This window comes from Glaciimonas sp. Gout2, from assembly GCF_035018905.1.
Classification (GTDB): domain Bacteria; phylum Pseudomonadota; class Gammaproteobacteria; order Burkholderiales; family Burkholderiaceae_D; genus Glaciimonas.
Map to the genome: position 1 here is coordinate 102245 of NZ_JASJXA010000010.1, position 24782 is coordinate 127026.

The window sequence follows — 24782 nt, forward strand, 5'->3', positions numbered from 1 at the left end:
GCAGATATAACTCCTGTAGTAGCGTAACGGTGTGGATTCCGCAAAAACCTTTATAATTCAGGGTTTTACACGCTTTTCGCGGAGTTTTACCATGCCAATTTACGCCTATCGCTGCGAAGCTTGTGGTTTTGCTAAAGATGTATTGCAAAAAATGTCGGACGCGCAGCTAACTGTGTGCCCAACATGCCATCAAGAGTCCTTCAAGAAACAAGTGACTGCTGCCGGTTTTCAGCTAAAAGGGACGGGTTGGTACGTCACCGATTTCCGCGGCGGTGCGGCGACTGGCAAATCAGCGACCGGCGCGAGCGAGGAAGGCGGCACTTCAACTGCTACCGATAGCGCGGTTGCGGCGACGCCAGCGGCGGCGGCATCGACCAGCGCTCCAGCGTCATCGAATAGTGCACCGGCTAGCACTGCGGCAAGTGCAAGTAGTGGAAGTACTACAAGTACGAGCGCTGGCAATACCACAGCCAGCAAAACATCCTCTTCCACGGCGACCTGACAGCGCTGCGGCACGAATTTTAACTAAACTGTCTTGGGCCGAACTGCCAATCGCGGTTCGCCCCGTTGAAGAAAACCATGCGCAAATATTTCATTACCGGTTTACTGGTTTTGGTTCCTCTGGCGATTACGCTATGGGTACTGAATCTGATCATTGGAACAATGGATCAGTCATTATTGTTCCTACCGGTAGAGTGGCGTCCAAAAGCGCTGATAGGCTTTAATATTCCCGGTCTCGGCACTATTTTGACGTTGTTGATCATATTCTTCACGGGATTGGCAACGCACAACTTTATTGGGCGTCAGGTCGTGGCGTTGTGGGAAGCAGTATTAACGCGCATTCCGGTCGTCAACTCGATTTATTCCAGCGTCAAGCAAGTATCAGATACGTTATTTTCATCCTCAGGAAATGCTTTCCGCAAGGCATTGTTGGTGGAATATCCGCGTCGGGGATCATGGACCATCGCATTCCTGACCGGCGTTCCTGGCGGTGATGTAAAAAATCATCTGGAAGGTGATTACGTCAGTGTGTATATACCGACGACCCCGAATCCAACTTCAGGATTTTTTCTGATGGTGCCGCGTGCCGATACAGTAGAGCTGAGTATGAGCGTTGACGAAGCACTGAAATACATCATTTCGATGGGCGTCGTATCACCGCCTGATCATGTAGAAAAAAAACGCATTAATGATCCTGTTTAGACGATTCGATGCGCTATGACGGTTTATTGACTGTTGCAAGTAAAAATAGACGCACCGCAGACGCAAACAAGACCCCAAGACCCACTGATAGTTACTCTCAGTAACATTGAACTTAACACCTGAACTTCGGAAGAATTGAATATGTCCATGCGAACCCACTATTGCGGCCTCACCACCGAGGCACTTCTCGATCAGACCGTCAGCCTGTGCGGCTGGGTACATCGTCGTCGCGACCATGGCGGCGTGATTTTTATCGACTTGCGCGACCGCGAAGGTCTTGTGCAAATTGTGTGTGATCCTGATCGCGTAGATGTTTTCAAAAATGCCGAAGTCGTGCGCAATGAGTTTTGCCTGCGTATCACTGGTGTGGTGCGTAACCGTCCAGACGGCACCGTCAACAAAAACCTGAAGTCGGGCCAAATCGAAGTATTGGCCCATACGCTGGAAGTGCTGAATGCGTCCGTGACGCCGCCGTTCCAGTTGGATGACGACAATCTGTCGGAAACCACACGTCTGACGCATCGGGTGCTGGATTTGCGTCGTCCCCAAATGCAAAACAATCTGCGCCTGCGTTACAAAGTAACGATGGAAGTGCGTAAATTTTTGGATGCAAACGGCTTCATTGATATCGAAACGCCGATGTTGACCAAGTCAACGCCAGAAGGCGCGCGTGATTACCTGGTCCCGTCGCGCGTGAACGCAGGCCATTTCTTCGCGCTGCCGCAATCGCCGCAATTGTTTAAGCAATTGTTGATGGTGGCAAACTTTGACCGCTATTATCAAATTGTAAAATGCTTCCGCGACGAAGATTTACGCGCCGATCGCCAGCCTGAATTTACGCAGATCGATTGCGAAACATCGTTCATGTCCGAGCAAGAAATCCGCGATATGTTCGAAGGCATGATCCGCCTGGTATTCAAGAACGCACTAGATATCGATTTGCCAAATCCGTTCCCTGTGATGGACTTTGCCACTGCAATGGCAATGTACGGTTCCGACAAGCCGGATATGCGCGTGAAGCTCGAATTCACGGACCTGACCGCGGTCATGAAGGATGTTGATTTCAAAGTATTCTCGGGCGCTGCCAATATGGAAAACGGTCGCGTGGTTGGTTTGCGCGTTCCCGGTGGCGCTGCCATGCCGCGCTCCGAAATTGATGCTTACACGCAATTCGTTGCTATTTATGGGGCACGTGGTTTGGCGTATATCAAAGTTAACGAAACCGCTAAGGGCCGCGATGGCTTGCAATCGCCTATCGTCAAAAACTTGCACGACGTCGCATTGGCGCAAATTCTTGCGCAAACCGGCGCGCAAGATGGCGATCTGATTTTCTTTGGTGCTGACAAGGCGAAAGTGGTCAACGACGCTATCGGTGCATTGCGCGTCAAGATCGGTCATAGCGAGTTCGGTAAAAAGGTCGGCCTGTTTGACGATACATGGCGTCCGCTATGGGTGGTTGACTTCCCAATGTTTGAATACGACGAAGCTGGCGAGCGTTGGAGTGCTTGCCATCATCCGTTCACGGCCCCAAAAGATGGTCATGAAGACTATCTTGAAACCGATCCAGGCAAGTGTATTGCTAAAGCCTATGACATGGTATTGAACGGTTGGGAACTAGGCGGCGGATCAATCCGTATCCATCGTGCTGAAGTGCAAAGTAAAGTCTTCCGCGCGTTGAAGATTGATGCGGAAGAAGCGCAACTGAAGTTCGGTTTCTTGTTAGACGCGTTGCAATACGGCGCGCCTCCGCATGGTGGTCTGGCCTTCGGCCTGGATCGTATCGTCACCATGATGACCGGTGCCGAATCTATTCGCGATGTGATCGCTTTTCCAAAAACCCAGCGGGCACAATGTCTGTTAACTCAGGCGCCATCGGTAGTTGAAGAAAAACAGTTGAAAGAACTACACATTCGTCTGCGTGCGCCAGAAGCCAAAGTGGTTTCTTAAGGTTGACTGCCGTGCGATCAACTTTGTTTATTAAGAGTGAGTCGCTTGTACAATAGATAGTATTCAAAAGCGCGGTTTTCCGCGCTTTTTTTATGTCTCGATCAAATCAGTCTATAGTAAGGTTTAGGTCCGAATTTGTGATTGAAACGGGCTTTATTCTTAGCAACACCATCTGTTTTTTATGTTCCATGGTCGTCCGTATTAGTCGGCCGACTTGGTAGATTAATGGATGATAAAAAAACGTGTGCCATCCGGTCTGGCTTCTTATATTGTTCCTCAATAATTGTTTGCTATTTTTATAGTGTGTGCATGGATAAAATTCCCGAATCTGTTCTTGTTGTCATCCATACGATTGATTTGCAGGTTTTAATGATTTCGCGCACCGATAACGTCGATTTTTGGCAATCTGTGACCGGATCTAAAGATACGCCTGACGAGTCTTTGGTTCAGACTGCCATTCGTGAGGTAGCCGAAGAAACGGGCATTATTGTGTCCGATGGTCAGGTACCAATGTCGCATTTACGTGACTGGCAACTTTCCAACGTCTATGACATTTATCCTATGTGGCGTCATCGTTATGCGCCGGGTGTGACCACTAACACTGAGCACGTTTTTAGTCTCGAAGTGCCTGCAGAAATTCATATTGTTTTAGCACCGCGCGAACATGTCGAGTATCGCTGGATGCCGCACAGAGAGGCTGCGGACTTGTGTTTTTCTCCATCAAACGCAGAGGCGATATTGCAACTTCCTCACCGACTACGGGATGTTAAAAGGTAGTTGTTTCCGCGCTATGACGCTTTTATTTCACGTGGATCAAAAGCGATGAAAATACGAATTGCGACCTATAACATCCACAAAGGCGTCTCCTCTATCGGAAGTCGTCCACGTGTCCATGCTCTAAAGCAAGCGCTGGCATTGATGGAGGCCGACGTCTTCTTCTTGCAAGAAGTGCAAGGGCGGCATGATTTAATGGCTGCGCGTCACTCCGCTCATTGGCCGGAACAATCCCAGCAAGACTTTCTCGCTGGTGATTCTCATCATGCTGCGTATGGAATGAATGCAGTGTATGACCATGGTCATCACGGAAATGCATTATTAAGTCGCTTTGAGATTGCTTCGCAGACCAATCAGGATGTGTCGGATCATGCATACGAGGCGCGTGGCATTTTGCATTGCGTGATAAAAACCCCTCAGGCAGACGTCCATTGTTACGTCGTTCATTTGGGTTTGTTTGGCGGCGGTCGGCGCCGACAAACGGCGGCATTAATCGAGGCGGTGCGTAGTTCGTCACCGCCAGATGCGCCATTGATTATTGCCGGTGACTTCAATGATTGGGGAAATCGACTAAGTGAATTGTTGCGCGTGCGTCTCGGTGTCTCGGAGATTTTTGACGAGCGGATTGCGGCGCACGGGGTGGGATATTATTTACGTAAACTGATGGGACGCGAGCCAGGCATCAAATCGGCGTCCACCGCCAAAATTAAACCGGCCCGCACATTTCCTGCCGCGCTTCCTTGGCTGCGCCTGGATCGCATCTATCTACGCGGCTTTGCCGTAGAATCAGCACATGTATTACATGGACCGGCGTGGGCTAAGTTATCGGATCACGCTCCGATTGTGGCGACGTTACGGTTGAAGTAGACTCTTTATCGTCGGTATTGCAGGACTAATGTCAAGGCAATACCAAACCAATCCCAAGCAAATCATCAAAGCTAATGAGCGGCAATATCGTCGTGAATGTCGTCAATAATGTAGCGCATAACCCTTAACCGGCATATCTCATGACGATCTGTTTTTTGTGTAGCCTATGCGCGCGGTAAATTTTACCGCTGACAATCATATTGACCTGTTGCAAAGTGGCGCGGAATTTTTCCCGGCTTTAATCGCGGCCATTAATGGCGCGCGCGACGAGGTCTATCTGGAAACGTATATTTTTGCGGCCGATGCCACCGCCCAACGGGTTAAGGCGGCGTTGATGGAAGCAGCAAAAAGAGGCGTTGCGGTCAGAGTGGTGACCGACTGGCTTGGCACTGGGCGTGCACATAACACTTTATTAACGGAAGAGTTTCTTGGCACGCCCATCAAACATCGCATCTTTAACCCTTGGTTCCGTCGCGGGGTGGTGCGCACTCATCGTAAATTGTGCGTGGTCGATCACCAGATCGCGTTCGTCGGCGGCATTAATATTAATGACGATATGTTCACCGATGATGCGCGACATTTGCCATTGCCTGCCCCGCGCTGGGATTTTTCTATCCGCATTGTGGGGCCTCTTGTGCCAACAATACATGCCGAATTGGAGGCACAATGGATGCGTATGGGTGGGATAAAATTACGTGCACGGTGGGATGAGTTTAAGCGTGCACGCGTAAAGATAAACATGGCGTCGCATGGGGCCGCATCGGCAGGGTTAGTCATTCGCGACAATTTACGCAATCGACGAACGATTCAACGTGCTTACATGCAAGCATTGGGGCATGCACGCGAAAGCGCTTTGTTAGCGAATCCTTACTTTGCACCGGGCCGTAAATTACGCCAGGCCTTAGTTTCTGCTGCACAGCGCGGTGTCAAGGTGACTTTGCTACTCGGCGTCGGACATTATCGTCTGCAGGATGCGGTGACGCACTCGTATTATCCCAAGTTACTCAAAGCGGGCGTCAGAATCGTCGAATATCGCAAGACCGCGCTACACGCTAAAGTCGCTGTGGTGGATGACGAATGGGCCACCGTGGGATCGAGTAATTACGACGGTTTGAGTCTATTGGTGAATCAGGAGGCGAATGTCGTCATTCGAGATGCAAAATTTGCAGATTTGTTGCGCCAGAAAATCGAAGCGGGTATCGCGGATGGTGTAGAGGTGCAATCAGCTGAATTCGGGCACAGATCGTGGAGTCGGCGGCTGTGGTACGGATCAGCTTTTTTCGTCTATCGCTTTGCGATGAGAATTATGACGATAGGTAATAATCACTAAAAAGCAAAAGGACCGAACAATCGTTCGGTCCTCATTTTTATCCCTCAGCCTCATTCGGGCCTGATCGCTCATCAAATTATGTAGGTGAATTAACGCTGCATCTTACGATACGGCGCTAACTAACTCGCTTATATTTGAACCCACGCTCCCTTGAATACGACCGGTCCTGTTGGTCCGTTTGGATTCGGTGAGCCTCCTTTTGGCTCCAACGTTACAGCCAATATTGGTATCGATTGTGGCGTAGCATTCGCAGGTAGAGGCAATGTCACACTGCCATTGGCTGCAACCAGACCCAGCGAACGTGGTGGACCCTCTTTTGGAACCGCCCACAATTCGAGACTCTTATCAGCCGCCACCGATTGCGCTGCGATCACTTTCACAACCATCTGACCATTCTGTGCCGCAGTCACCACGGCAATGGGTGTTGCTTTATCATCGCTCAACATCGCGACGTAAGACGTGACCGGTGCAACCGGAATGGGTGCCAGTTGTTTAGTCATTAGCAGCGATACCAAAATCAAAGCTGCGGTGGTAGACACCAAGCCAAGCCCGCGCCAGAAACTCAGATCTTCTCGTAGTGATAGCCAGAATGATGCTTTGCGTTTGCGCGCTGCGAGTATTTGTAGTCCAAGGCGTTTTTCAATGGTGAGCCATACGCTTACCGATGGCTTACTCGCCGGAGTCATTTCTGCCATTGGATACAAACGGTCTTGCCATTCCGCCACCGTCAGTCGCAGCGCTGCACTGTCGAGCAAATAGCTTTCAAAGCGTCGGCGTGCCCCGCCGCGCAGTGTGCCAAGCACAAACTCTGCTGCTAACTTCTCTAATAATGCTTGGTTTTGAAGAATATTCATTAATTTTGCTCCAGCTTGCCTAGGCAGGTCCGTAATCGCTCTAATCCTCGCCGGATCCAAGTTTTAATGGTCCCGATGGGGAGCTTCATTTGATCTGCTACCTCGCTGTGCGAGAGATCATGAAAAAAAGATAGTGCTATCGCTTGTCGGTGCAAGCCCTCGAGTTTTGCCAGGCAGCCCGCGAGCGCTTTTGAATCGGCGCTCAGCTGCAGCGCTTCTAACGGCGTTGGATCTGCACTTTCCATGGCGGTAATGACCTCTTTGTCAAAAGTATCCGCATCAATTTCAACGTCATGGTCAGTGCGGCGCAAAATATCGAAGGCTTTATTGCGTACGATTGTCGTCATCCACGTCATGGGAGCCGCAAGGCCGGGTTGATAACTACCGGCACTGTTCCAAATGTTGATGAAACTTTCTTGTAAAACCTCTTCTGCCGCTTCACGCTTAACTAATATACGTAGCGCGAAGCCAAACAGTTTCGATGATGTTGCGTCGTAGAGAGAACGGAAGGCGCTGGCGTCTTTTTGGGCAACGGCGGCAAGCCAGATTTTCAGTTGCGCCGGTTGTAGTTCAGTAGAAGACAATTCGATTTCCTTCGCAAGATATTGGGTCATTCAGCATGTGCTTAATATCCGGAGGTACGCCTGGACAAGGTAACAGCCCTTTACGGAGCAATCAGGAATTATTAAAGTGCGTGTTGATGAGACTTTCTGAGGAATAGGTTAGCGCAAACTTGTTCACGCGGCAACTTTTCACTGTTGTTTTTGTATCTGTACTTTTCCTTTTGTTCCCAATAAAAAGCCCGTCAATGCAACGGGCTTTAAATCAGCGCGCTTCAAAATAATTGAAGGATCAGTTGAGCAAGGGATTGTGTCTTGCGCAATTTATTTTTTGAGAGAGTCGCGAATTTCTCTTAGCAACAGGGTGCTTTCAGGATCAGCAGCGGGTGGCGTTGCGGTTCTGACCTTGTTGACCAATCGTACCATCTGAAAAATGATGAAGGCTAAGATAAGGAAGTTCAGCAAAATAGTGATGAAATTGCCATACGCCAATACAGCGCCAGCTTTTTTCGCTTCGACTAATGTCATCGACGCTGCCTGCCCGTTCAGGGCGACGTAGTAATTAGAAAAGTCGAGGCCGCCAAAAATCCTGCCGATAATCGGCATGATTATGTCCTGCACTAGAGAATCCACAATTTTTCCGAAGGCTCCGCCAATAATCACACCGACAGCAAGATCAATCACGTTCCCCTTGACTGCAAATGCCTTAAATTCTTCAAGCATGCTCATGATGGGTTTCTCCCGGATAATCTTTTAATAAAGTGCTATTTTATATCGCGTTGAGAACTTGGTGGGTTATCAGAATGTGACTTTTTTGCCATATACACCGCTATGCTGCGGCAAAACCATGTTTCAGAGGGGAAAAGTCAGGCCGATTTTGCCATTTCTACTTAGAAATAAAAAAAAGTTCCGTGAATTTAAGTGACAAAGTATCTATTTCCTTTAAAACAGCGGTCAGCTTCGTTATAATCTAGGGTTGCTAGAAGTTTCATGCAGGTTTCGTATTTTGACTGATTGGGGTTGGTATGAGTATCGAAAAGCAGGTCGATTCAAGTCGACGTGGTTTGCTCGTCGCTACGTGTGCGGTGGGTGGTGTGGCAGGTTTGGCCACAGCGGGGGCCTTTGTGTCTACCTTCCAGCCGTCTGAGCGCGCTAAAGCCGCAGGAGCACCAGTAGAAGTAGATATTTCCGGTATTAACCCCGGAGAGATGAAAGTGTTCGAATGGCGCGGTAAGCCAGTGTGGATCATGAAACGTACGCCGGAGCAAATGAAGGGACTCGAACATACCGCTTCTGAAGTCGCCGATCCGGAATCGCTCAAGCCCTATACAATGGATCTTCCCGACTATTGTAAAAACAAAGCAAATAATCGTGGTCACGTCGGCCATGAATCCACATTGGTGCTGGTTGGTATTTGCCCGCATCTCGGTTGCTCGCCGTCATCCAAGTTCGCGCCAGGTGCACAACCTTCGCTGCCAGATGACTGGGAAGGTGGTTTCCTATGTCCATGCCATGGCTCGACTTTCGATTTGGCTGGCCGTGTATTTAAGAACAAGCCTGCTCCAAACAATCTTGATGTTCCGCGTCATATGTATTTGTCGGATACCAGGATTCTGATTGGTAAAGACGAGAAAGGTGAGGCTTAATCATGGCATTCCACGAAAAGAAGCTACCGGCTAATGCGCCGATTGCCGACAAAGCGTTGAACTGGGTTGATTCCCGTTTTCCGCTCACTTCCACCTGGAAGGCTCATCTTTCCGAATACTACGCACCTAAGAACTTTAACTTTTGGTACGCCTTCGGTTCGCTTGCGTTGTTAGTATTAGTGATTCAGATCGTAACCGGCATTTTTCTGGTCATGCACTACAAACCGGACGCAACGCTGGCATTTGCTTCTGTTGAGTACATCATGCGTGATGTGCCGTGGGGCTGGTTAGTGCGTTACATGCACTCGACCGGTGCATCGGCATTTTTCATCGTCGTCTATCTACATATGGTGCGTGGCCTGATGTACGGCTCTTATCGCAAACCGCGTGAACTGGTCTGGCTATTCGGCGTCGGTATTTTCTTGTGTCTGATGGGCGAAGCATTCATGGGCTATTTGTTGCCATGGGGCCAAATGTCCTATTGGGGCGCGCAAGTTATCGTCAACTTGTTCGGTGCAATCCCGTTTATCGGTCCTGATTTGTCGTTATGGATTCGTGGTGATTACGTTGTCTCAGATGCAACCCTGAATCGCTTCTTCGCGTTCCATGTGATTGCTATTCCTCTGGTATTGATTGGCCTCGTTGTTGCGCATATCATTGCGTTGCATGAAGTTGGATCAAATAATCCGGATGGTGTTGAAATCAAAGACACTGTGGATGCCAATGGTATTCCGCTGGATGGTATTCCGTTCCATCCTTACTACTCGGTACATGATGTCATGGCAGTTGCTGTGTTCCTGATTGTCTTTAGTACAGTCGTGTTCTTCGGCCCGGAAATGGGCGGTTACTTCCTTGAGTACAACAACTTTGTTCCTGCTGACTCGCTGAAAACGCCGCCGCATATCGCACCAGTTTGGTACTTCACGCCGTATTATTCGATTTTGCGCGCAGTGACATCCGACTTTATTATTTACCTGCAAGCCGGCATTGCTGCTTTTGTTGCTTTGATATGGTTGCGGTCGAGTCTTACATCGATTGTAAAACTCATTGCAACGGTGATCGGTTTGGCAATCATTGTGGCGATGTTTGTCCTTGATGCAAAATTCTTCGGTGTAGTTGCGATGGGCGTATCGGTTGTCATTCTGGCCGGATTGCCATGGTTGGATCACTCAAAGGTCAAGTCGATACGTTATCGTCCTGACTGGCATAAATATGTCTACATCTTGTTCGGGATTACTTTTGTGATTCTCGGATACCTTGGCGTACAACCGCCATCGGCCTTGGGGGGAGTGGTGTCGAAGGTTTGTACTTTCATTTACTTTGGCTTCTTCCTGTTGATGCCATGGTGGAGCGCAATGGGCACGTTCAAGCAAGTGCCTGATCGCGTTACTTATCATCCGCATTAAGTCGTAAAGAGGACATACATGAAATTGCTAAAAAGTTTGATTGCGACTCTTGTGCTGCTGCCAGCGTTGGCTTTTGCCAGCGAAGGCGGTTATCCGCTCGATAAGGCACCGGATCGCACCAAAGACATGTCGGCTCTGCAAAGTGGTGCCAAGCTATTTGTTAACTATTGCTTGAATTGCCACTCTGCGTCGTCGATGCGTTATAACCGTCTGCGCGATATCGGATTGACCGAAGATCAGATCAAAGCCAACTTGCTGTTTACAAGCGACAAAGTGGGTGATTTGATGCACGTCGCCATGTCGCCGAAGGATGCCAAAGAATGGTTTGGCGCCGCACCACCGGATTTGTCGGTGATTGCGCGTGCTAAAGCGTCTGAGGCAGGTTCTGGTCCGGATTGGCTCTATACCTATCTGCGTACTTTCTACAAGGATGATACGCGTCCAACTGGCTGGAACAACATGGTATACCCCAATGTCGCAATGCCACACGTGTTGTGGGAGTTGGAAGGTATTCGTACTGCCAAGTTCGAAGACGTCAAGGACCCCGAAGAAGAAGGCAAAATTGAACATAAGTTTTCTAAGTTCGAGCAAGTCACACCAGGAAAAATGACACGTTTGGAGTATGACGTTGCAGTTGCTAACCTAGTGTCATATCTTGAATGGATGGGCGAGCCAACACAAAACACGCGTAAGCGTCTGGGTGTATGGGTTCTACTCTTCCTCGGATTATTTTTCGTCGTGGCATGGCGTCTAAATGCGTCGTACTGGAAAGAAGTGAAATAACAATTTCATGCTCGCGTTTTTGCGGGTATGCGTTTTCGGGTGAGCCGTACCGCGCCTCACCCCTTTGTTTTTAAGGAACTATAAAATGATGGTTCTCTATTCAGGTACAACCTGCCCATTTTCGCAACGTTGCCGTCTCGTTTTGTTTGAGAAAGGCATGGACTTTGAAATCCGTGATGTTGATCTATTCAACAAGCCGGAAGATATCTCGACGATGAACCCATACGGCCAAGTGCCTATTTTGGTTGAGCGCGATCTGATTTTGTATGAGTCGAATATCATCAACGAATACATTGATGAGCGCTTTCCGCATCCACAACTGATGCCAGCCGATCCGTTGATGCGCGCACGTGCACGTCTGATGTTATTCAATTTTGAAAAAGAATTGTTTGTTCACGTACACGTCTTGGAAAATGAAAAAACCAAGGGCGCAGAAAAAAGTCATCAAGTCGCACGCGCAGAAATTCGCGATCGCCTGACGACGCTGGCACCTTTGTTCTTAAAGAACAAGTACATGTTGGGTGATGAGTTCTCGATGTTGGATGTCGCTATTGCCCCATTACTATGGCGTTTGGATCACTACGGTATCGAGTTGTCGAAGACCGCAGCGCCGTTGATGAAGTACGCTGAGCGCATTTTCTCGCGTCCAGCCTACATCGAAGCGCTGACCCCGTCAGAGAAAGTAATGCGTCGTTAATCGACGGATTTAAATAGCCTGTATAAAAATAGGTTATATTGTGCAGTTGCTGGCCCAGCAGCTGCACGATTTTTGTATTTGGCCAATCTTTCAGATTACCTCGTAATTTGCTTTATTTTTATCGCATGTTACGCACTTGATTTAGCGCACATACCAAATCTTCAGTTCACATTTGTATTTCCTTCGTATTGATGATGTCCGAAACTTCTACTAAACCCTACTTGCTACGCGCCATTTACGAATGGTGTACCGACAACGGCTTCACCCCTTATCTGGCGGCCAAGGTCGATGCCAACACGCGCGTCCCGCAGCAGTTCGTAAAAAATGGTGAGATCGTACTCAACATCAGTTTCGAGGCGACCAGCAGCCTTAAAATGGACAATGAATTCGTTAATTTCAATGCACGTTTCGGCGGCGTCTCCCGTGAAATTTCGGTCCCGGTAGAAAATGTCATCGCGATTTATGCCCGTGAAAACGGACAAGGCATGGCGTTTGAAGTAACCAAGTTAGCGGAGCAAAAGCCAGTCAACCCGGACGATCAAAATGCGCAAACCAAGCCCGCATCAAGCGCTGGATTTCCTGCATTGACATCGGTTCCATCGCCAAGTACAAACTCTGGCGACAAAGAAAATAGCGCTGATCCAGAAAAAGATCCGGAACCACCAAAAAAAGGTGGAAGACCCACCCTAACGCGAATTAAGTAATGTATAATTCTGTTCTCGCACATTTGCTGGCTTAGCTCATCTGGTAGAGCACCTGACTTGTAATCAGGGGGTGGCGGGTTCAAGTCCTGCAGCCAGCACCAATATCTAAAAGGCCCACAGTCATGTGGGCCTTTTTCTTTTGTTCCGCAAAACGGCATTTGTTCCGCAAAACCTCATTTTGTTGGCTTAACCAGCTTTCCTCTGCGATATCGGACGTAGCGTGCTGTCATAGTCGCTGTAGCATGTCCCAGCTGATATTGAGGTATACAACCGTTATTGTCAGTCCCCGCCATCTCCCGCAGTTCTCAAAACCGAAAGCCTCTATTTTTAATAGATATACGCCTGCGTGTTGTATCGAAGCGAGACCGCAGCGCACACCAGGTTAATGGATGCTCCGCTTTATTAGCAGATACCGATATTCCACTCATTAAGTATTTCAAACCTGCTCCAGTAACGCCTTAAACTTTTCAATCGGTAACGGTTGACCAAATAAATATCCCTGGTAATGCGTGCAGCGTTTATCCAAGAGGAATTGTCGTTGATCTTCCGTTTCGACGCCTTCAGCAATAACGTCCAGGTTCAGACTGTGTGCCATGGCTATGATGGCACACACAATCGCTTTATCGCTGCTATCGGTGGCGATGTCGCGTATGAACGACTGGTCAATTTTTAGCTCAGAGATCGGGAGGCGCTTGAGGTATTGCAAGGATGAATAGCCAGTGCCAAAGTCGTCCAGTGAGAAGCGGACGCCGATTGCTTTTAATGCACTCATGATGGCAATGGCGTTTTCGACGTTCTTCAGCAACAAGCTTTCGGTGATTTCCAGCTTGAGACGCGTTGGGTCGATGCCATGGCGTTTTACTAACGATTCGACGAGTGCGACAAAATCAGCCTGGTGAAATTGAACGGCACTAATGTTCACCGCCAGAACCAGATCGCGGGTTCGCGCATCATGCCTCCATATCTTGAGCCGGTGACAGGCCGTCTCCAGCACCCATTGCCCAATGGGCAGGATTAAACCAGATTCTTCCGCTAGCGGAATAAATTGAGCGGGAGGTACCAAACCGCGATCTGGATGTATCCAGCGAATCAAAGCCTCCACGCCAAATGGACTGTGCGAACTATCCACCTGAATTTGGTAATACAACTGAAATTGCTGGTTTTCCATTGCTTTGCGTAAGTCGGCCTCAAGCGAAGTGCGGGCGTTAATGACTTCCTGCATTTTCGGGTTAAAGAATCTCAGGGTGTTGCGGCCTGCTTTCTTGGCCTGATACATGGCGATGTCAGCACGTTTCAGCAGTTCTTCCGCAGACTTGCCCTGATCTTTAAAAAGCGCCGCGCCGATACTGGGCGTGCTGTGATATTCGTGCGTGGCAAGCAAGTAAGGCTGATTGAGCGTAGCGAGAATTTTATCGCCGACGGCTTGAGCCTGTATAGCGGCTTCAATCGGGTGTTCACTCAGGTCTCCCAGCATGACGACAAACTCATCTCCACCAAGTCGCGCCACGGTGTCGTTTTCGCGCATACAAGACTCCAGACGTAGCGCTGTCTGTTGTAGCAGTAAGTCACCGAAGTCATGGCCAAGCGTGTCGTTGAGATCCTTGAACTTGTCCAGATCAATGAACATCAACACACCGTCCCGACCACTGCGCTCACTAGAGGCGAATGCGTGATGGAGACGATCTAGCAAAAGCCGTCGGTTGGGCAGACCAGTGAGCGTATCGTAAAAGGCTAAGTTATTAAGCTCTGTTGCGAGCATTCCTTTCTGTTCATTTTGAAAGGCGAGTTCTTTGTTGGCAACGACAAGCTCCGCCACCCTTTTTTCTTTCTCTTTATTTTGAAAGGCGAGTTCTTTGTTGGCAATCGCTAATTCGGCGGCGCGTTTTCCTTTTTCTTGGTTTTGAAAGGCGAGTTCTTTGTTGGCAATGACGAGTTCCGCTAATTCCGACAACTCTTTCATATGATGCGCCCTCTTTCTAGTCGTTCACTGGAGCAGAGACGTGGACATACTAATCCTTGTCCGAGTTTCGCCGACGGAGGCGCTAAGAGGCGGCCGATATGCTGCGGGAGTAATCTGAATCGTGCCTTGCTCATTTTTTAACCTGTTCGAGTAACAGTGCAGAGCAAGTAACAGTGCAATGGATCGTGTTCCGATAGTCACTCAAGATAAATGTTGGTTATTCTATGTTTTTGCGCTAATGGACAACATAACGGTAGAAAGTATCAAAATTTCAGGCCGGCATCGGCTTACTGCCTAAAGTGGCCTTGAACGGTGCAAAGGCAATTATAGCGCCCTCTGTGATTTGATTGCACGAAAGAAATCAGAACGTTGCTCCACGGAAAAAATTAGCTGGAAACTATCGGTCACCCATCTAATCGTTGGACGCTATCGTAGAAAGATTGAGAAAGATTGATAAAAATTTATTAAATATTAAGATTTACGGCAATATCGGACATCGCCGAAGTTCGTCGATCGCATCTGAGCGCCGGACATTAGCAGACCTTCGCATATTCTTACCGCCTCGACATAGCCTTCGTTAAGCAACGTTTTAATTAAAACAACGCCTCGATAATCCTATGTGTAAATCATGAACGCGTCCCCTTTTTTAAATTTGCGCTAATCGGAAAACTCGTTATCTTCTGCCGATCCCTGAAAAAAAAGGGAACGGGTTTAGTCGCCTGAATGCAAAAAAAGCGCACAGACCGCGTAATGCGGTATTTTTATGTGTGTCTGCCTTGGTTCGTCCTTAATGGGCGGCGGCAGGGAAGCCTTCGTGCTTGCTGGTTTTCTTTTTTGCACCAGTCGACTAACCCTGTCATTTGCCGCGCACCCCGTTTAGTCGCGGGAAGCGGTTTAACCGCAAGAAAGGAACGAAGCATGTCTAGTACGAGTACGTCTACATCCTCCCGTTTTTCTTCCCGTTTTTCACCACATTTGTCAGCAGATTCAGCGCTGACGAAAACCAAATCCGATCAAGCTGTTTCTAGCTATATGGCGTTGTTCACGACCGATTTTTCGGGAGGAGGCCCATGCCCTGTCGGGGAGATGCCAGCATGAGAAACCCCACCGCGTCAACATCAGGAACAGACGCTGTCCATCAGCCATTTTCTTGGTTGCCTCTTAAATATAGAACGGATGGACCCGCTCAATTTTATGCTCTGACGATGGATGTCTGCCAAGGTATACAAACCTGTATTGATCTGACTCACTTCAGCACGATGGATCGCGATGGGGACGTTAGCGATACGATGCCAATGCTGAACATCGTTGACACGGATCGCTTGTTTGGTCTTGCTTTAACGTCGTCTCAGATGCTGGCAGAACTTGCCGCCGCTCGCATCGATAGGCTCAATCGATAGAAGAAATACCCGCGCCAGCAAAGGTGAAGAGTAACGTGCGCTTCTATTTAATTCTGCACGTATTTTAGATCGTCTAACGACTTCCTTATTTACCTGATTGCGTGCATTTTTCTTGTCTGGCAAGATGGAAGGTCGCTATAGCAAAGTGACATTCCATCTGTCGTTAAACGCCCGACTTTGCATGTCGGTTTGATTCTGGTTAAAAGGATTGTCCGGGAAAAATAATGGTGTTTGTATCCGTCACACGTTTGCGAGTCAGGTCTGTGCGTTATTTGCCATTTTTCTTCATTCATGCTCTGCTATCGTCCATTCAGGCATCGCGCTCAACAGGCAGCCTTGATGTGCGCCTTTTACGGGATCAAAAGAGTACTTTCTGGACTATCACTTTATGGCAAAGCGAGTCCGCAATGCGGCTCTTCATGACCAGCGGCTCGCATCGCCAGGTCATGCCCAAACTTTTACATTGGTGCGATGAGGCGTCAGTCGTTCACTGGAATCAAATTTCTGTCTTTGTGCCGGTCTGGATGGAAGCGCATCAACGGATGCAGCAAGAGGGTCGGCGCTCGAAAGTAGACCATCCTTCTGAAGATCATCTCGCGTATGCCATTCCTCCGCCGGTGGTTGGCAAAACAAGGCAACTGCGATTCAAATAAACAACGGTCGCGTTGATGGAGCGGTCACGTTTTTTTGATCACTATGCTGACTTTCTCAGCGGCACATTGATGAGTTCCCCGGGTCAATGAACTCGGTTATCGGCGACGTGAGCGTGGTAATTTATCGTAACATTCCCTTCGAATTTCCTTTGGGAATTATTGAGATTCGTCTGTGTATTGATGAGTAAAATTATTCATTTTTAACATAATATTTTATAGAAATATTTCTATATTGCATTTTTATAATCTGCTGTGTAAGATGGGAAAACAGAACTTGGCCAGCCGATATGCCTATCTGAATTTCTGCGGCGCGATGGCAGCGCAGTCTGCCCCACTGCATGATGCCGAGGTGGTGTAAGCCTGGTCTTTCTGCTGATATCGCTCTCGGTATTGCGTACATGAAATCAATTAAATCGTGAGGGATAAGGAATGTACGGGCTTGTCAATCAGGCAGTGAAGGAAATGGTGATCGAGGGATATGGCGAAGCCATGTGGGGGAAAATTCGATCAGAGGCAGGCGTTGTGGATGTGTTTGTTTCCTTGGATCAATATCCTGAAGATCTGACGGATAAATTGGTGAAGGCAGCGAGCGCTATTTTGCATACGAGCGCCAGCGAAATTTTGGCGGGTTTTGGTGAGTATTGGGTGGGATTTGCTAGCCGAAACTATGACTATGTTTTGGATATGTCAGGGCAAGATTTTTTGGCGTTCATAAAAAATCTGAACAACATGCATGCGCGGATTGGTCTTTGGATGCCAGACCTGAAGCCACCATCATTTCTTGTTACTGATGAAACGCGTGGCGCTTTTAAGCTTCAGTATCGTTCATCACGTAGCGGCTATGCACCAATGGTAAAGGGTTTGCTAAAAGGTTTAGGTGAGCGCTTCAACACCGATGTCAGTATTGAGCACGTGCGTGGGGCCGAACAAGGATTAAACTTTGAGGAATTTGCAGTTTGCTATGCTCCTCGTGCGCAGCCAGAAGTATTGTAGATGACGAAGGAAATCTCCTCCCCAGCGCTGTTGTATGGCATACCGCCTGCACTGATGCAGGAGGTATTTCCGTTTCATCTTGCCTTTGATTGCAAGGGGCAGATTGTTCAGCATGGCGAAAAAATGTCACGGCTTGTGCCATCGCTTGCATGCGGTGCCAGCGTTCAAGACCTGTTTCAGGTTGTCACGCCTACTGGATTGCTCATGAATTTTGACTCGATTGCGAGTCAATTGTTTTCAGTATTTTTTGTGGAGTGCCTCCAAACCCGGCATATCATCAAGGGACAAATGTTGGTGTGGAATCGCCCTGAGGGAGATTTGATGCTTTTCCTTTGCTCACCATTTGTCAGCGATGTGCAAGGCGTGAAGGGCCTCGGTTTGTCCTTCAATGATTTCGCGTTGCATGATTCGACGGTAGATTTCCTGTTTTTGATAGAAGCAAAAGCACGCATGATGCAGGATTTACGCAATCTCGCTGAGCGTCTCAAGCTTGAAGTGCAAGTACGCTATGAGGCCGAGCAAGCATTGCAAGTCATGAATGAGAAACTTGAACAACGGGTCAGTGAGCGTACCACAGAGTTGGCGGTCCAGAAAAACAGGGCCGAAGTGGCGAATAAGGCAAAGAGTAGTTTTCTCTCCAATATGAGTCATGAGTTACGTACGCCGCTCAATGCAATATTGGGCTATACCCAAATCCTTCAAACCGATCAGAATCTCAATCAGCGTCAGTTGGCTGGCTTGCACACGATTTACGAGAGCGGCGAACATTTATTGACGATTATTAATGACTTACTCGATTTAGGAAAAATCGAGGCCGGTAAATTTGAGTTAAATGTAAGAACGTTTAATTTGTGTGGATTCTTGCAAGCCATTACTAAAATGATCAGCGTGCGCGCGCAGCAAAAATACTTGATATTTACGGTGGAGATGGCGCCTGATCTTCCCCAAAAGGTACGTCTTGATGAACTGCGATTGCGCCAGATTTTACTTAATCTATTAAGTAATGCGATCAAGTTTACCGAGAAAGGGCAGGTCACCCTTAGAGTGGGCAGTGAGCCGTTTGCGCGTGGTCAAGCGCGCCTGCGGTTCGAGGTCCAGGATAGCGGTATCGGTATTCACTCAGATCAACTGGAGGCAATTTTTCGGCCCTTTGAACAGGTCGCTGCAACCCAAAATCAATTTGGTGGAACCGGTTTGGGGCTATCCATCAGTACGCAGCTAATACACATGATGAAGAGCACCATTTATGTCGAAAGTAAAGTCGGGGAAGGAAGTATTTTTTGGTTCGAGTTAATAGCGGACGTGACCGATTCCGAACGCGATAAGGTGTTGATACCAGAACCGTTCGGAGGTGAATTGTCGCTGGTTCCGCAGGAATGCATGACGATTCCACCGCCCGATGAAATCGAAAAGCTGTATCAGCTCGCCTTGGTCGGCAATATTCGCAAAATTAATCAGTACGCTAAAAAACTGATGGAGTTGGATCCGCGCTATAGCGGGTTTGTTGAAAAGCTGTGTTTTCTGGCTAAAGACTATCAAACCAAAGCAATCTTAAAATTGATTGAACAGCATCTGTCGGGTAAAGAGAGTACATGATGCCGATTGTAGACCCCGCTTTGCGGAATCAGACTATTTTGATCGTCGACGACACCCCGGCAAACTTGAGGGTTCTGGTAGATTATTTGGAGGAATTGGAATTCGACGTGCTGACCGCCCAAGATGGGGAGGAGGCGTTGAAACGGGCGCAGTTCGTACATCCTGATCTGATTTTACTGGATGTGATGATGGTCGGTATGGATGGGTTTGAAACCTGTCGCCGTATGAAAGCTATCGATAGCATTGCGGATATCCCGGTAATTTTTATGACGGCGATGACGGGTACCATGAGCAAGGTGGAAGGTTTTAATGCTGGTGGTGTCGACTACATTACCAAGCCATTTCAAATTGAGGAGGTATTTGTACGGATCCATACGCAACTTCGCGTACAGGCAATTCATCGACAATTATCCATACAAAATACGGCATTGCAGGAAGCGATTACGCAACGGGAACGACTTACCGAAAGAATGCGGATAGCCGCGTTGGTATATCAGAATAGCGGGGAAGGAATGCTGGTATCGGACATTGCGCTCCGGACGGTGGCAATTAATCCTGCATTTTCCAGAATCACCGGATATAGTTTTGATGAGGTTGAAGGTCGCGCATCGGGTTTGTTTAGCAAAGAGTCGCGGGAGAGTACACCGTATCTGAACATGTTAGAGGCGTTAAGAGTGGTGGGCTACTGGGACGGAGAGTTCTGGGGCCGGCGGAAAAATGGTGAGACTTACGCCAAGTGGATGGTGATTAATACGCTCAAAAATGAGGATGGATCGTTGCAAGGCTATGTCACGTTGTTTTCCGACATTACTGACAAAAAGAAATCTGAAGACGTCATATGGAAGCAAGCTAACTTCGACGAATTGACCGGGTTACCCAACCGCCGCATGTTTAGCGCGCGCTTGCAGCAGGAAATAAAGAATCATCATCGCGCTGGTCGCTTTATGGCGTTGTTATTTATTGATCTCGATCACTTCAAGGAAATAAACGATACGCTCGGGCACGCTGCCGGTGATCTTCTTTTGAAGGAAACCGGGCGTCGTCTTACCGCTTTGACGCGCGCTTCGGATATCGTTGCACGCCTTGGTGGGGATGAATTTGTCGTGGTGTTGACGCAGATGGGTAAAACTAGTCCCGTTGAGCGGATTTCGCAGCAGATTATCGATCAATTAGCGCAGCCTTATATTTTGGGTGTAGACGTTGCCTACATTTCGGCGAGTATCGGAATTTCGCTTTATTCCGATAGCGTCACAAGCACTGCTCAACTGCTGAATAATGCGGATCAGGCGATGTACCTGGCCAAACAAAAAGGTGGTAATTGTTTCAACTATTTCACTCCCTTCTTGCAAGAGGCGGCGTTGCGCCGCAGAAGTCTGATCAACGATCTGCGTACTGCGATTCAGACCAATCAGTTCCTGCTTCATTTTCAACCCATTGTAGAGATGGCAAGTGGTCGCATCCACAAGGCCGAGGCATTGGTGCGTTGGCGTCATCCGGAACGCGGTATCTTGGGGCCAATTGAATTTATCCCCGTGGCGGAGGAAACGGGGCTGATCATAGAACTGGGCGACTGGGTTTTTAGAGAGGCAGTTCTCTGGACTAAGCGTTGGGCCGAGCAGCGGCCGCACGGTCTTCAGGTCAGCATTAACATCTCTCCAGTGCAATTGAAAAAAGAAGGTAATCGGCAGGAGCAAGAATGGTTGGCGCATCTGGATGAGATAGGTCTTTCAGGTAACCATGTTGTACTTGAAATAACCGAGGGTTTGCTGCTTGGAGAAAATTCAAAAATAGCAAATAAGTTATGCCAGTATCGAACGGCCGGTATGCAGATGGCAATAGATGATTTTGGCACCGGTTACTCATCCTTGTCGTATCTGAAAAAACTCGATATCGATTACCTGAAAATCGACAAATCATTCATTTCCAATCTCGCCTCCGATGCCAACGATAGGGCGATCTCAACGGCTATTATCGTGATGGCACATAAGTTGGGGTTGAAGGTCATTGCCGAAGGCGTGGAGACGGTTGAACAAAAAGATTTTCTGCTCGCCGCCGGTTGCGATTATGCGCAAGGATATCTATATTCACGGCCGGTAATGCCTGAGCAATTTGAACAATTGCTACTCCAAGATCAGGTTAGTCCGGGTCGCGTTGGGGCGGTTTAGTACGAAATTGACCCTTGCTTCGGCTTTGCAGTCTTGCCGATACATGGCATGTTGTACCGAAAGCAAAGTTGCTGCTTTCCTTCTGCCGTCGTACGTTTGGTTTCATCCTATCTTCTACATCCATGGTCAGCAAGTCTCCTTGCTTTCTGGTAAAGTCATTATCGTTTTTGCAACTCCGTCATTGGACGTTAGTAAGAACGACATCAACATAAAAAAGCATATTTAATAAAAATAGGGAGATAACAATGTTTAGGATTTGTTCGCGTAAACGTTTCAGTTTTGCACGCAATACGTTAGTTTTTTTATTAAGTGGATTTACTGCGGTGGCTGTCGCTCAGGAGAGGGACGATCACCAGCCAAAACGCTTTCCGCAATTGACGATGGAAAATATTTCGCCACAATCGAAGGTTCTTGCCGAGGAGATCGTGGCCATATCGAGCGTCGGCCTGTCGGGTCCTTACAACGTCATGCTGCGCAGTCCGGTGTTCGCCGATCGCATGAAGCGACTGCTGGATTATCTACGATTCGAAACGTCGCTGCCGAAGCGCCTTAATGAATTTGCGATTCTTATTCAGGGACGCTTGTGGACGTCTCAAGTTGAATGGTTCGCCCATTATCCTTTAGCGCTGAAAGCAGGTTTGCCTGCGTCGGTGGCGGATGATCTCAAAGCTAATATTCGCCCTCGAGGAATGCAACCCGATGAAGAAGTTGTGTACGACGTCTGCATGACCATCAGTGAGCATCACGAAATCAGCGATGCGCTGTTTAATCGCGCCAAGGCCATTTTGGGTGAGCAACAATTGGTCGATCTCGTGGCCGTCAGCGGTACTTACGTGACCGTGGCAATGTTGCTTAGTCTGGGTGAGGAGTCGGTGGCGGCGAACAAAACGTTACCTTTTCCAGAAAAAGGTCGCTGAGCGTACGGCACACGTATTAATTTTTAGTGCAGCGAACCGGTGCCAGGCGATGATGCGCGTTTTGTCATTTGTAAAAGCCGGTGCGCCGAAACGTGTGATACTGATCTGGCAATAACCATAATAATCAAGGGAGACTAGGTGAAGATTTTCGTAAAGATAGTAAAGGTTTTAATGGTATTACTGATGATGGCATCTGCGGGTATGTCAGCCGCAGCAGATGGTGAAAAGATTGTGATGCAGGAGTTTATGGTGCCTTCTGCCGATCCTGGCATTCAACTGTATGTGCGCAATAAGCATCTGCAAAGTATTAAAAAATTTGGTCAAAATAAAATTCTTTTATATGTCCACGGTTCAACTTATCCATCAGAGACGGCCTTCGACTTGCCACTCAATGGTATGTCCTGGATGGATTATATTGCGCAGCATGGCTACGACGTCTATCTGGTTGATCTGCGTGGTTATGGACGCTCGACGCGACCGCCAGAAATGTCGCAGGCAGCGGATCAAAATGCGCCGCTTGTGCGAACCGAAACGGCGGTGAAGGATGTTGGTGCAGCGGTCGACTTTATTCTCAAGCGTACCGGATCGCCGAAGCTTGATTTGCTGGGCTGGTCTTGGGGTACGAGCACGATGGGCTGGTATACCTCGCAAAATAACGATAAAGTAAATAAGCTGGTTTTATACGCGCCACAATGGTTGCGCAACGACGCCTCGCTGACCGATACGGGTGGCAAGTTGGGCGCGTACCGTTCGGTGTCGATGGATTCCGCCAAAAAGCGCTGGCTAACGGGCGTGCCGGAAAACAAAAAGGAGTCGTTGATTCCAGCCGGTTGGTATGAGCAATGGGCGCAGGCGACACTGGCGACCGACACGGTGGGTGCGAGTCAAAGCAAACCGGTTTTGCGTGCGCCAAACGGCACAGTGCAAGATTCTCGCGAGTTTTGGTCGGTAGGGAAGCCGCTTTACGATCCTGGCCTGATTCGGGTACCGACATTTTTGGCGCATGCGGAGTGGGACGCCGACCTTCCTAGTTACATGTTGCACGCGTATTTTGCAAAGCTGACGAACGTTCCTTATAAGCGCTATGTAGAAATTGGTGAGGGGACGCATACGATCATCATGGAAAAGAATCGCATGCAATTGTTTCAGGCGGTGCAGGGATTTCTGGATGAGGATATCAAACCTGATCTGTGAAAGTTAATGTAAAACGCACAGCCTGGGTGCATGGCGTCATGGTGGAATGGTGGAATGGTGAAATAGTAGAATAGTAGAATAGTGACGCCTTGGTTCAGATGGGCAAAGTCGGGTCAGCGAATCCTCTGAATTTTTATTTATGTGGGTACGCGCCTGATTAATTGCCGCGCAACTATCATCCTATTTTGGGAACCGCTATGGAACTTCGGCAGCTACGCTATTTTGTTCGCGTCGTCGAGCAAGGCAGCATGGGGCGCGCTGCCCGTGAACTTGGCGTCGTCACTTCTGCGCTCAGTCAGCAAATAAGTCGGCTTGAAAGCGAACTATCGACGCGTTTATTGCAGCGCACGTCGAGCGGTGTCACGCCTACTGATGCCGGACTTGCGTTCTTGCATCAGGCTCAGCTTGCATTGCGTCATGTTGATGATGCGGCGCGTGCGGCGCAGCAAGCTCGGCTGTCGGGCCATGTCAGCGTCGGTATGGCACCAAGCACTACCGGCGTCCTCGGTTTGCCTTTCATGTGCGCGATGCGTGAACGCTATCCCGACGTTCGACTGCATATGGTGGAGAGTCTGTCGGGTCATTTGACAACGATGCTCGGTGCGAGGCAAATTGATCTTGCGATTCTGTTCCATGCCGATCCTGCCCAGCGCTGGAGCGTCATGCCGTTGTTGGAGGAGCGCCTGTTTGTCATCGGTGCAAGTGATCTTGCCGACCTTCCTACCGGCAAACGGGTGCGGTTGGCGCAGCTGGCAAACCTGCCCTTGATTCTTCCTAGCGGACCGCACGGTCTGCGTTCAATGCTCAACGCTGCATTCGCACGCGCCAAATGCACACCGCATATCGTGGCGGAGATTGATGGTCTGGCGATGTTAATGGATGCGGTACGTGCTGGTTTCGGTGCGACGATTCAACCCGGCGCAGCGCTTGCGCGTGGTGATAGCGAGCGACTGACCGCGGTGCATATTTCGGATACGCACGCGATTCGCTCCAATATGCTGGTCAGTTTATCTGACAATGAGCTATCGCCATCGGGCTTGGCTGCGCGCGTGGTCCTGGCCGATGTGACGCGGTCTCTGGTATCTGAAGGCCGTTGGCCGGGTGCGACTATTCACAAATAGTGAAGACCTCTT

The 24782-nt window shown here is 48.8% G+C and carries 24 protein-coding genes and 1 tRNA gene; 21 read left to right on the forward strand and 4 right to left on the reverse strand.

All coding sequences use genetic code 11. From position 1 onward, the window contains the following. Positions 1-91 precede the first annotated feature (91 nt). The 6 genes from QN379_RS09590 (at position 92) to clsB (ending at position 6121) form a co-directional block, all read left to right on the forward strand. Positions 92-502, forward strand: a complete 411-nt coding sequence (locus QN379_RS09590; RefSeq protein WP_322233444.1) for an FmdB family zinc ribbon protein — start codon at positions 92-94, stop codon at positions 500-502. Positions 503-579: 77 nt separating this feature from the next. Beyond that, positions 580-1203: a DUF502 domain-containing protein gene (locus QN379_RS09595; protein WP_322233443.1), complete on the forward strand. Its 624-nt coding sequence runs from the start codon at positions 580-582 to the stop codon at positions 1201-1203. 141 nt (positions 1204-1344) lie between these two features. Then, a complete protein-coding gene (gene aspS / locus QN379_RS09600) occupies positions 1345-3150 on the forward strand; it encodes an aspartate--tRNA ligase (RefSeq protein ID WP_322233440.1) in 1806 nt (601 codons plus the stop codon). Positions 3151-3459: 309 nt separating this feature from the next. Next, entirely contained in the window at positions 3460-3927 is a 468-nt protein-coding gene (nudB, locus tag QN379_RS09605; protein ID WP_322233438.1) for a dihydroneopterin triphosphate diphosphatase, read from the forward strand. A 45-nt stretch (positions 3928-3972) separates the two neighbouring features. Continuing rightward, positions 3973-4791: an endonuclease/exonuclease/phosphatase family protein gene (locus QN379_RS09610; protein ID WP_322233436.1), complete on the forward strand. Its 819-nt coding sequence runs from the start codon at positions 3973-3975 to the stop codon at positions 4789-4791. Positions 4792-4957: 166 nt separating this feature from the next. Then, the gene (clsB, locus tag QN379_RS09615; protein WP_322233434.1) at positions 4958-6121 is read left to right on the forward strand and encodes a cardiolipin synthase ClsB; all 1164 of its coding nucleotides are present in this window, start codon (positions 4958-4960) and stop codon (positions 6119-6121) included. A gap of 128 nt (positions 6122-6249) precedes the next feature. Here clsB and QN379_RS09620 read toward each other — a convergent pair whose 3' ends face one another. From QN379_RS09620 to mscL, 3 genes are all read right to left on the reverse strand, one after another. Beyond that, the gene (locus tag QN379_RS09620) at positions 6250-6975 is read right to left on the reverse strand and encodes an anti-sigma factor domain-containing protein (RefSeq protein ID WP_322233432.1); all 726 of its coding nucleotides are present in this window, start codon (positions 6973-6975) and stop codon (positions 6250-6252) included. Beyond that, positions 6975-7589, reverse strand: coding sequence for an RNA polymerase sigma factor (locus QN379_RS09625; protein ID WP_322233430.1), 615 nt, complete (start codon positions 7587-7589; stop codon positions 6975-6977). The genes QN379_RS09620 and QN379_RS09625 overlap by 1 nt, the downstream gene beginning before the upstream one ends. 270 nt (positions 7590-7859) lie before the next feature. Continuing rightward, positions 7860-8264, reverse strand: a complete 405-nt coding sequence (gene mscL, locus QN379_RS09630; RefSeq protein WP_323506542.1) for a large conductance mechanosensitive channel protein MscL — start codon at positions 8262-8264, stop codon at positions 7860-7862. A 296-nt stretch (positions 8265-8560) separates the two neighbouring features. Between mscL and petA the strand changes: the two genes are divergently transcribed. The 6 genes from petA to QN379_RS09660 all read left to right on the forward strand — a co-directional run bounded on the left by petA (position 8561) and on the right by QN379_RS09660 (position 12872). After that, a complete protein-coding gene (petA, locus tag QN379_RS09635; RefSeq protein ID WP_322233426.1) occupies positions 8561-9181 on the forward strand; it encodes a ubiquinol-cytochrome c reductase iron-sulfur subunit in 621 nt (206 codons plus the stop codon). Further along, the gene (locus tag QN379_RS09640) at positions 9181-10587 is read left to right on the forward strand and encodes a cytochrome bc complex cytochrome b subunit (RefSeq protein ID WP_322240238.1); all 1407 of its coding nucleotides are present in this window, start codon (positions 9181-9183) and stop codon (positions 10585-10587) included. The genes petA and QN379_RS09640 overlap by 1 nt, the downstream gene beginning before the upstream one ends. Positions 10588-10605: 18 nt before the next feature. Next, the gene (locus tag QN379_RS09645) at positions 10606-11370 is read left to right on the forward strand and encodes a cytochrome c1 (protein ID WP_322233424.1); all 765 of its coding nucleotides are present in this window, start codon (positions 10606-10608) and stop codon (positions 11368-11370) included. Positions 11371-11455: 85 nt separating this feature from the next. Further along, the gene (locus QN379_RS09650; protein ID WP_108442713.1) at positions 11456-12067 is read left to right on the forward strand and encodes a glutathione S-transferase N-terminal domain-containing protein; all 612 of its coding nucleotides are present in this window, start codon (positions 11456-11458) and stop codon (positions 12065-12067) included. Positions 12068-12261: 194 nt separating this feature from the next. Next, positions 12262-12771, forward strand: coding sequence for a ClpXP protease specificity-enhancing factor (locus QN379_RS09655; protein ID WP_322240236.1), 510 nt, complete (start codon positions 12262-12264; stop codon positions 12769-12771). A 25-nt stretch (positions 12772-12796) separates the two neighbouring features. After that, positions 12797-12872: transfer RNA gene (locus QN379_RS09660), tRNA-Thr, on the forward strand. A gap of 335 nt (positions 12873-13207) precedes the next feature. On the opposite strand, the gene QN379_RS09665 is transcribed toward QN379_RS09660, so the two are convergent. After that, positions 13208-14731 carry a putative bifunctional diguanylate cyclase/phosphodiesterase gene (locus tag QN379_RS09665; RefSeq protein WP_323506543.1) on the reverse strand — a complete coding sequence of 508 codons (1524 nt, stop codon included), beginning with the start codon at positions 14729-14731 and terminating at the stop codon, positions 13208-13210. A gap of 918 nt (positions 14732-15649) precedes the next feature. On the opposite strand from QN379_RS09665, the gene QN379_RS09670 reads away from it, so the two are divergent. From QN379_RS09670 to QN379_RS09710, 9 genes are all read left to right on the forward strand, one after another. Beyond that, positions 15650-15829 carry a hypothetical protein gene (locus QN379_RS09670; protein WP_323506544.1) on the forward strand — a complete coding sequence of 60 codons (180 nt, stop codon included), beginning with the start codon at positions 15650-15652 and terminating at the stop codon, positions 15827-15829. Beyond that, complete coding sequence (locus tag QN379_RS09675) at positions 15826-16131, forward strand: hypothetical protein (RefSeq protein WP_322233367.1); 306 nt, start codon at positions 15826-15828, stop codon at positions 16129-16131. Before QN379_RS09670 ends, QN379_RS09675 begins: the two co-directional genes overlap by 4 nt. A 224-nt stretch (positions 16132-16355) precedes the next feature. Then, entirely contained in the window at positions 16356-16784 is a 429-nt protein-coding gene (locus QN379_RS09680) for a hypothetical protein (protein WP_322233365.1), read from the forward strand. 429 nt (positions 16785-17213) lie between these two features. Continuing rightward, the gene (locus QN379_RS09685) at positions 17214-17777 is read left to right on the forward strand and encodes a heme NO-binding domain-containing protein (protein WP_322233363.1); all 564 of its coding nucleotides are present in this window, start codon (positions 17214-17216) and stop codon (positions 17775-17777) included. Continuing rightward, entirely contained in the window at positions 17778-19373 is a 1596-nt protein-coding gene (locus tag QN379_RS09690) for an ATP-binding protein (protein ID WP_323506545.1), read from the forward strand. Continuing rightward, positions 19370-21538 (forward strand): EAL domain-containing protein, encoded by a 2169-nt coding sequence (locus QN379_RS09695; RefSeq protein ID WP_323506546.1) that lies wholly within the window; start codon positions 19370-19372, stop codon positions 21536-21538. The genes QN379_RS09690 and QN379_RS09695 overlap by 4 nt, the downstream gene beginning before the upstream one ends. A 245-nt stretch (positions 21539-21783) precedes the next feature. Beyond that, positions 21784-22455 carry a carboxymuconolactone decarboxylase family protein gene (locus QN379_RS09700; RefSeq protein WP_322233357.1) on the forward strand — a complete coding sequence of 224 codons (672 nt, stop codon included), beginning with the start codon at positions 21784-21786 and terminating at the stop codon, positions 22453-22455. A gap of 138 nt (positions 22456-22593) precedes the next feature. Further along, positions 22594-23649, forward strand: a complete 1056-nt coding sequence (locus QN379_RS09705) for an alpha/beta hydrolase (RefSeq protein WP_323506547.1) — start codon at positions 22594-22596, stop codon at positions 23647-23649. A 197-nt stretch (positions 23650-23846) separates the two neighbouring features. Next, positions 23847-24770, forward strand: coding sequence for a LysR substrate-binding domain-containing protein (locus QN379_RS09710; RefSeq protein WP_323506548.1), 924 nt, complete (start codon positions 23847-23849; stop codon positions 24768-24770). Positions 24771-24782 lie beyond the last annotated feature (12 nt).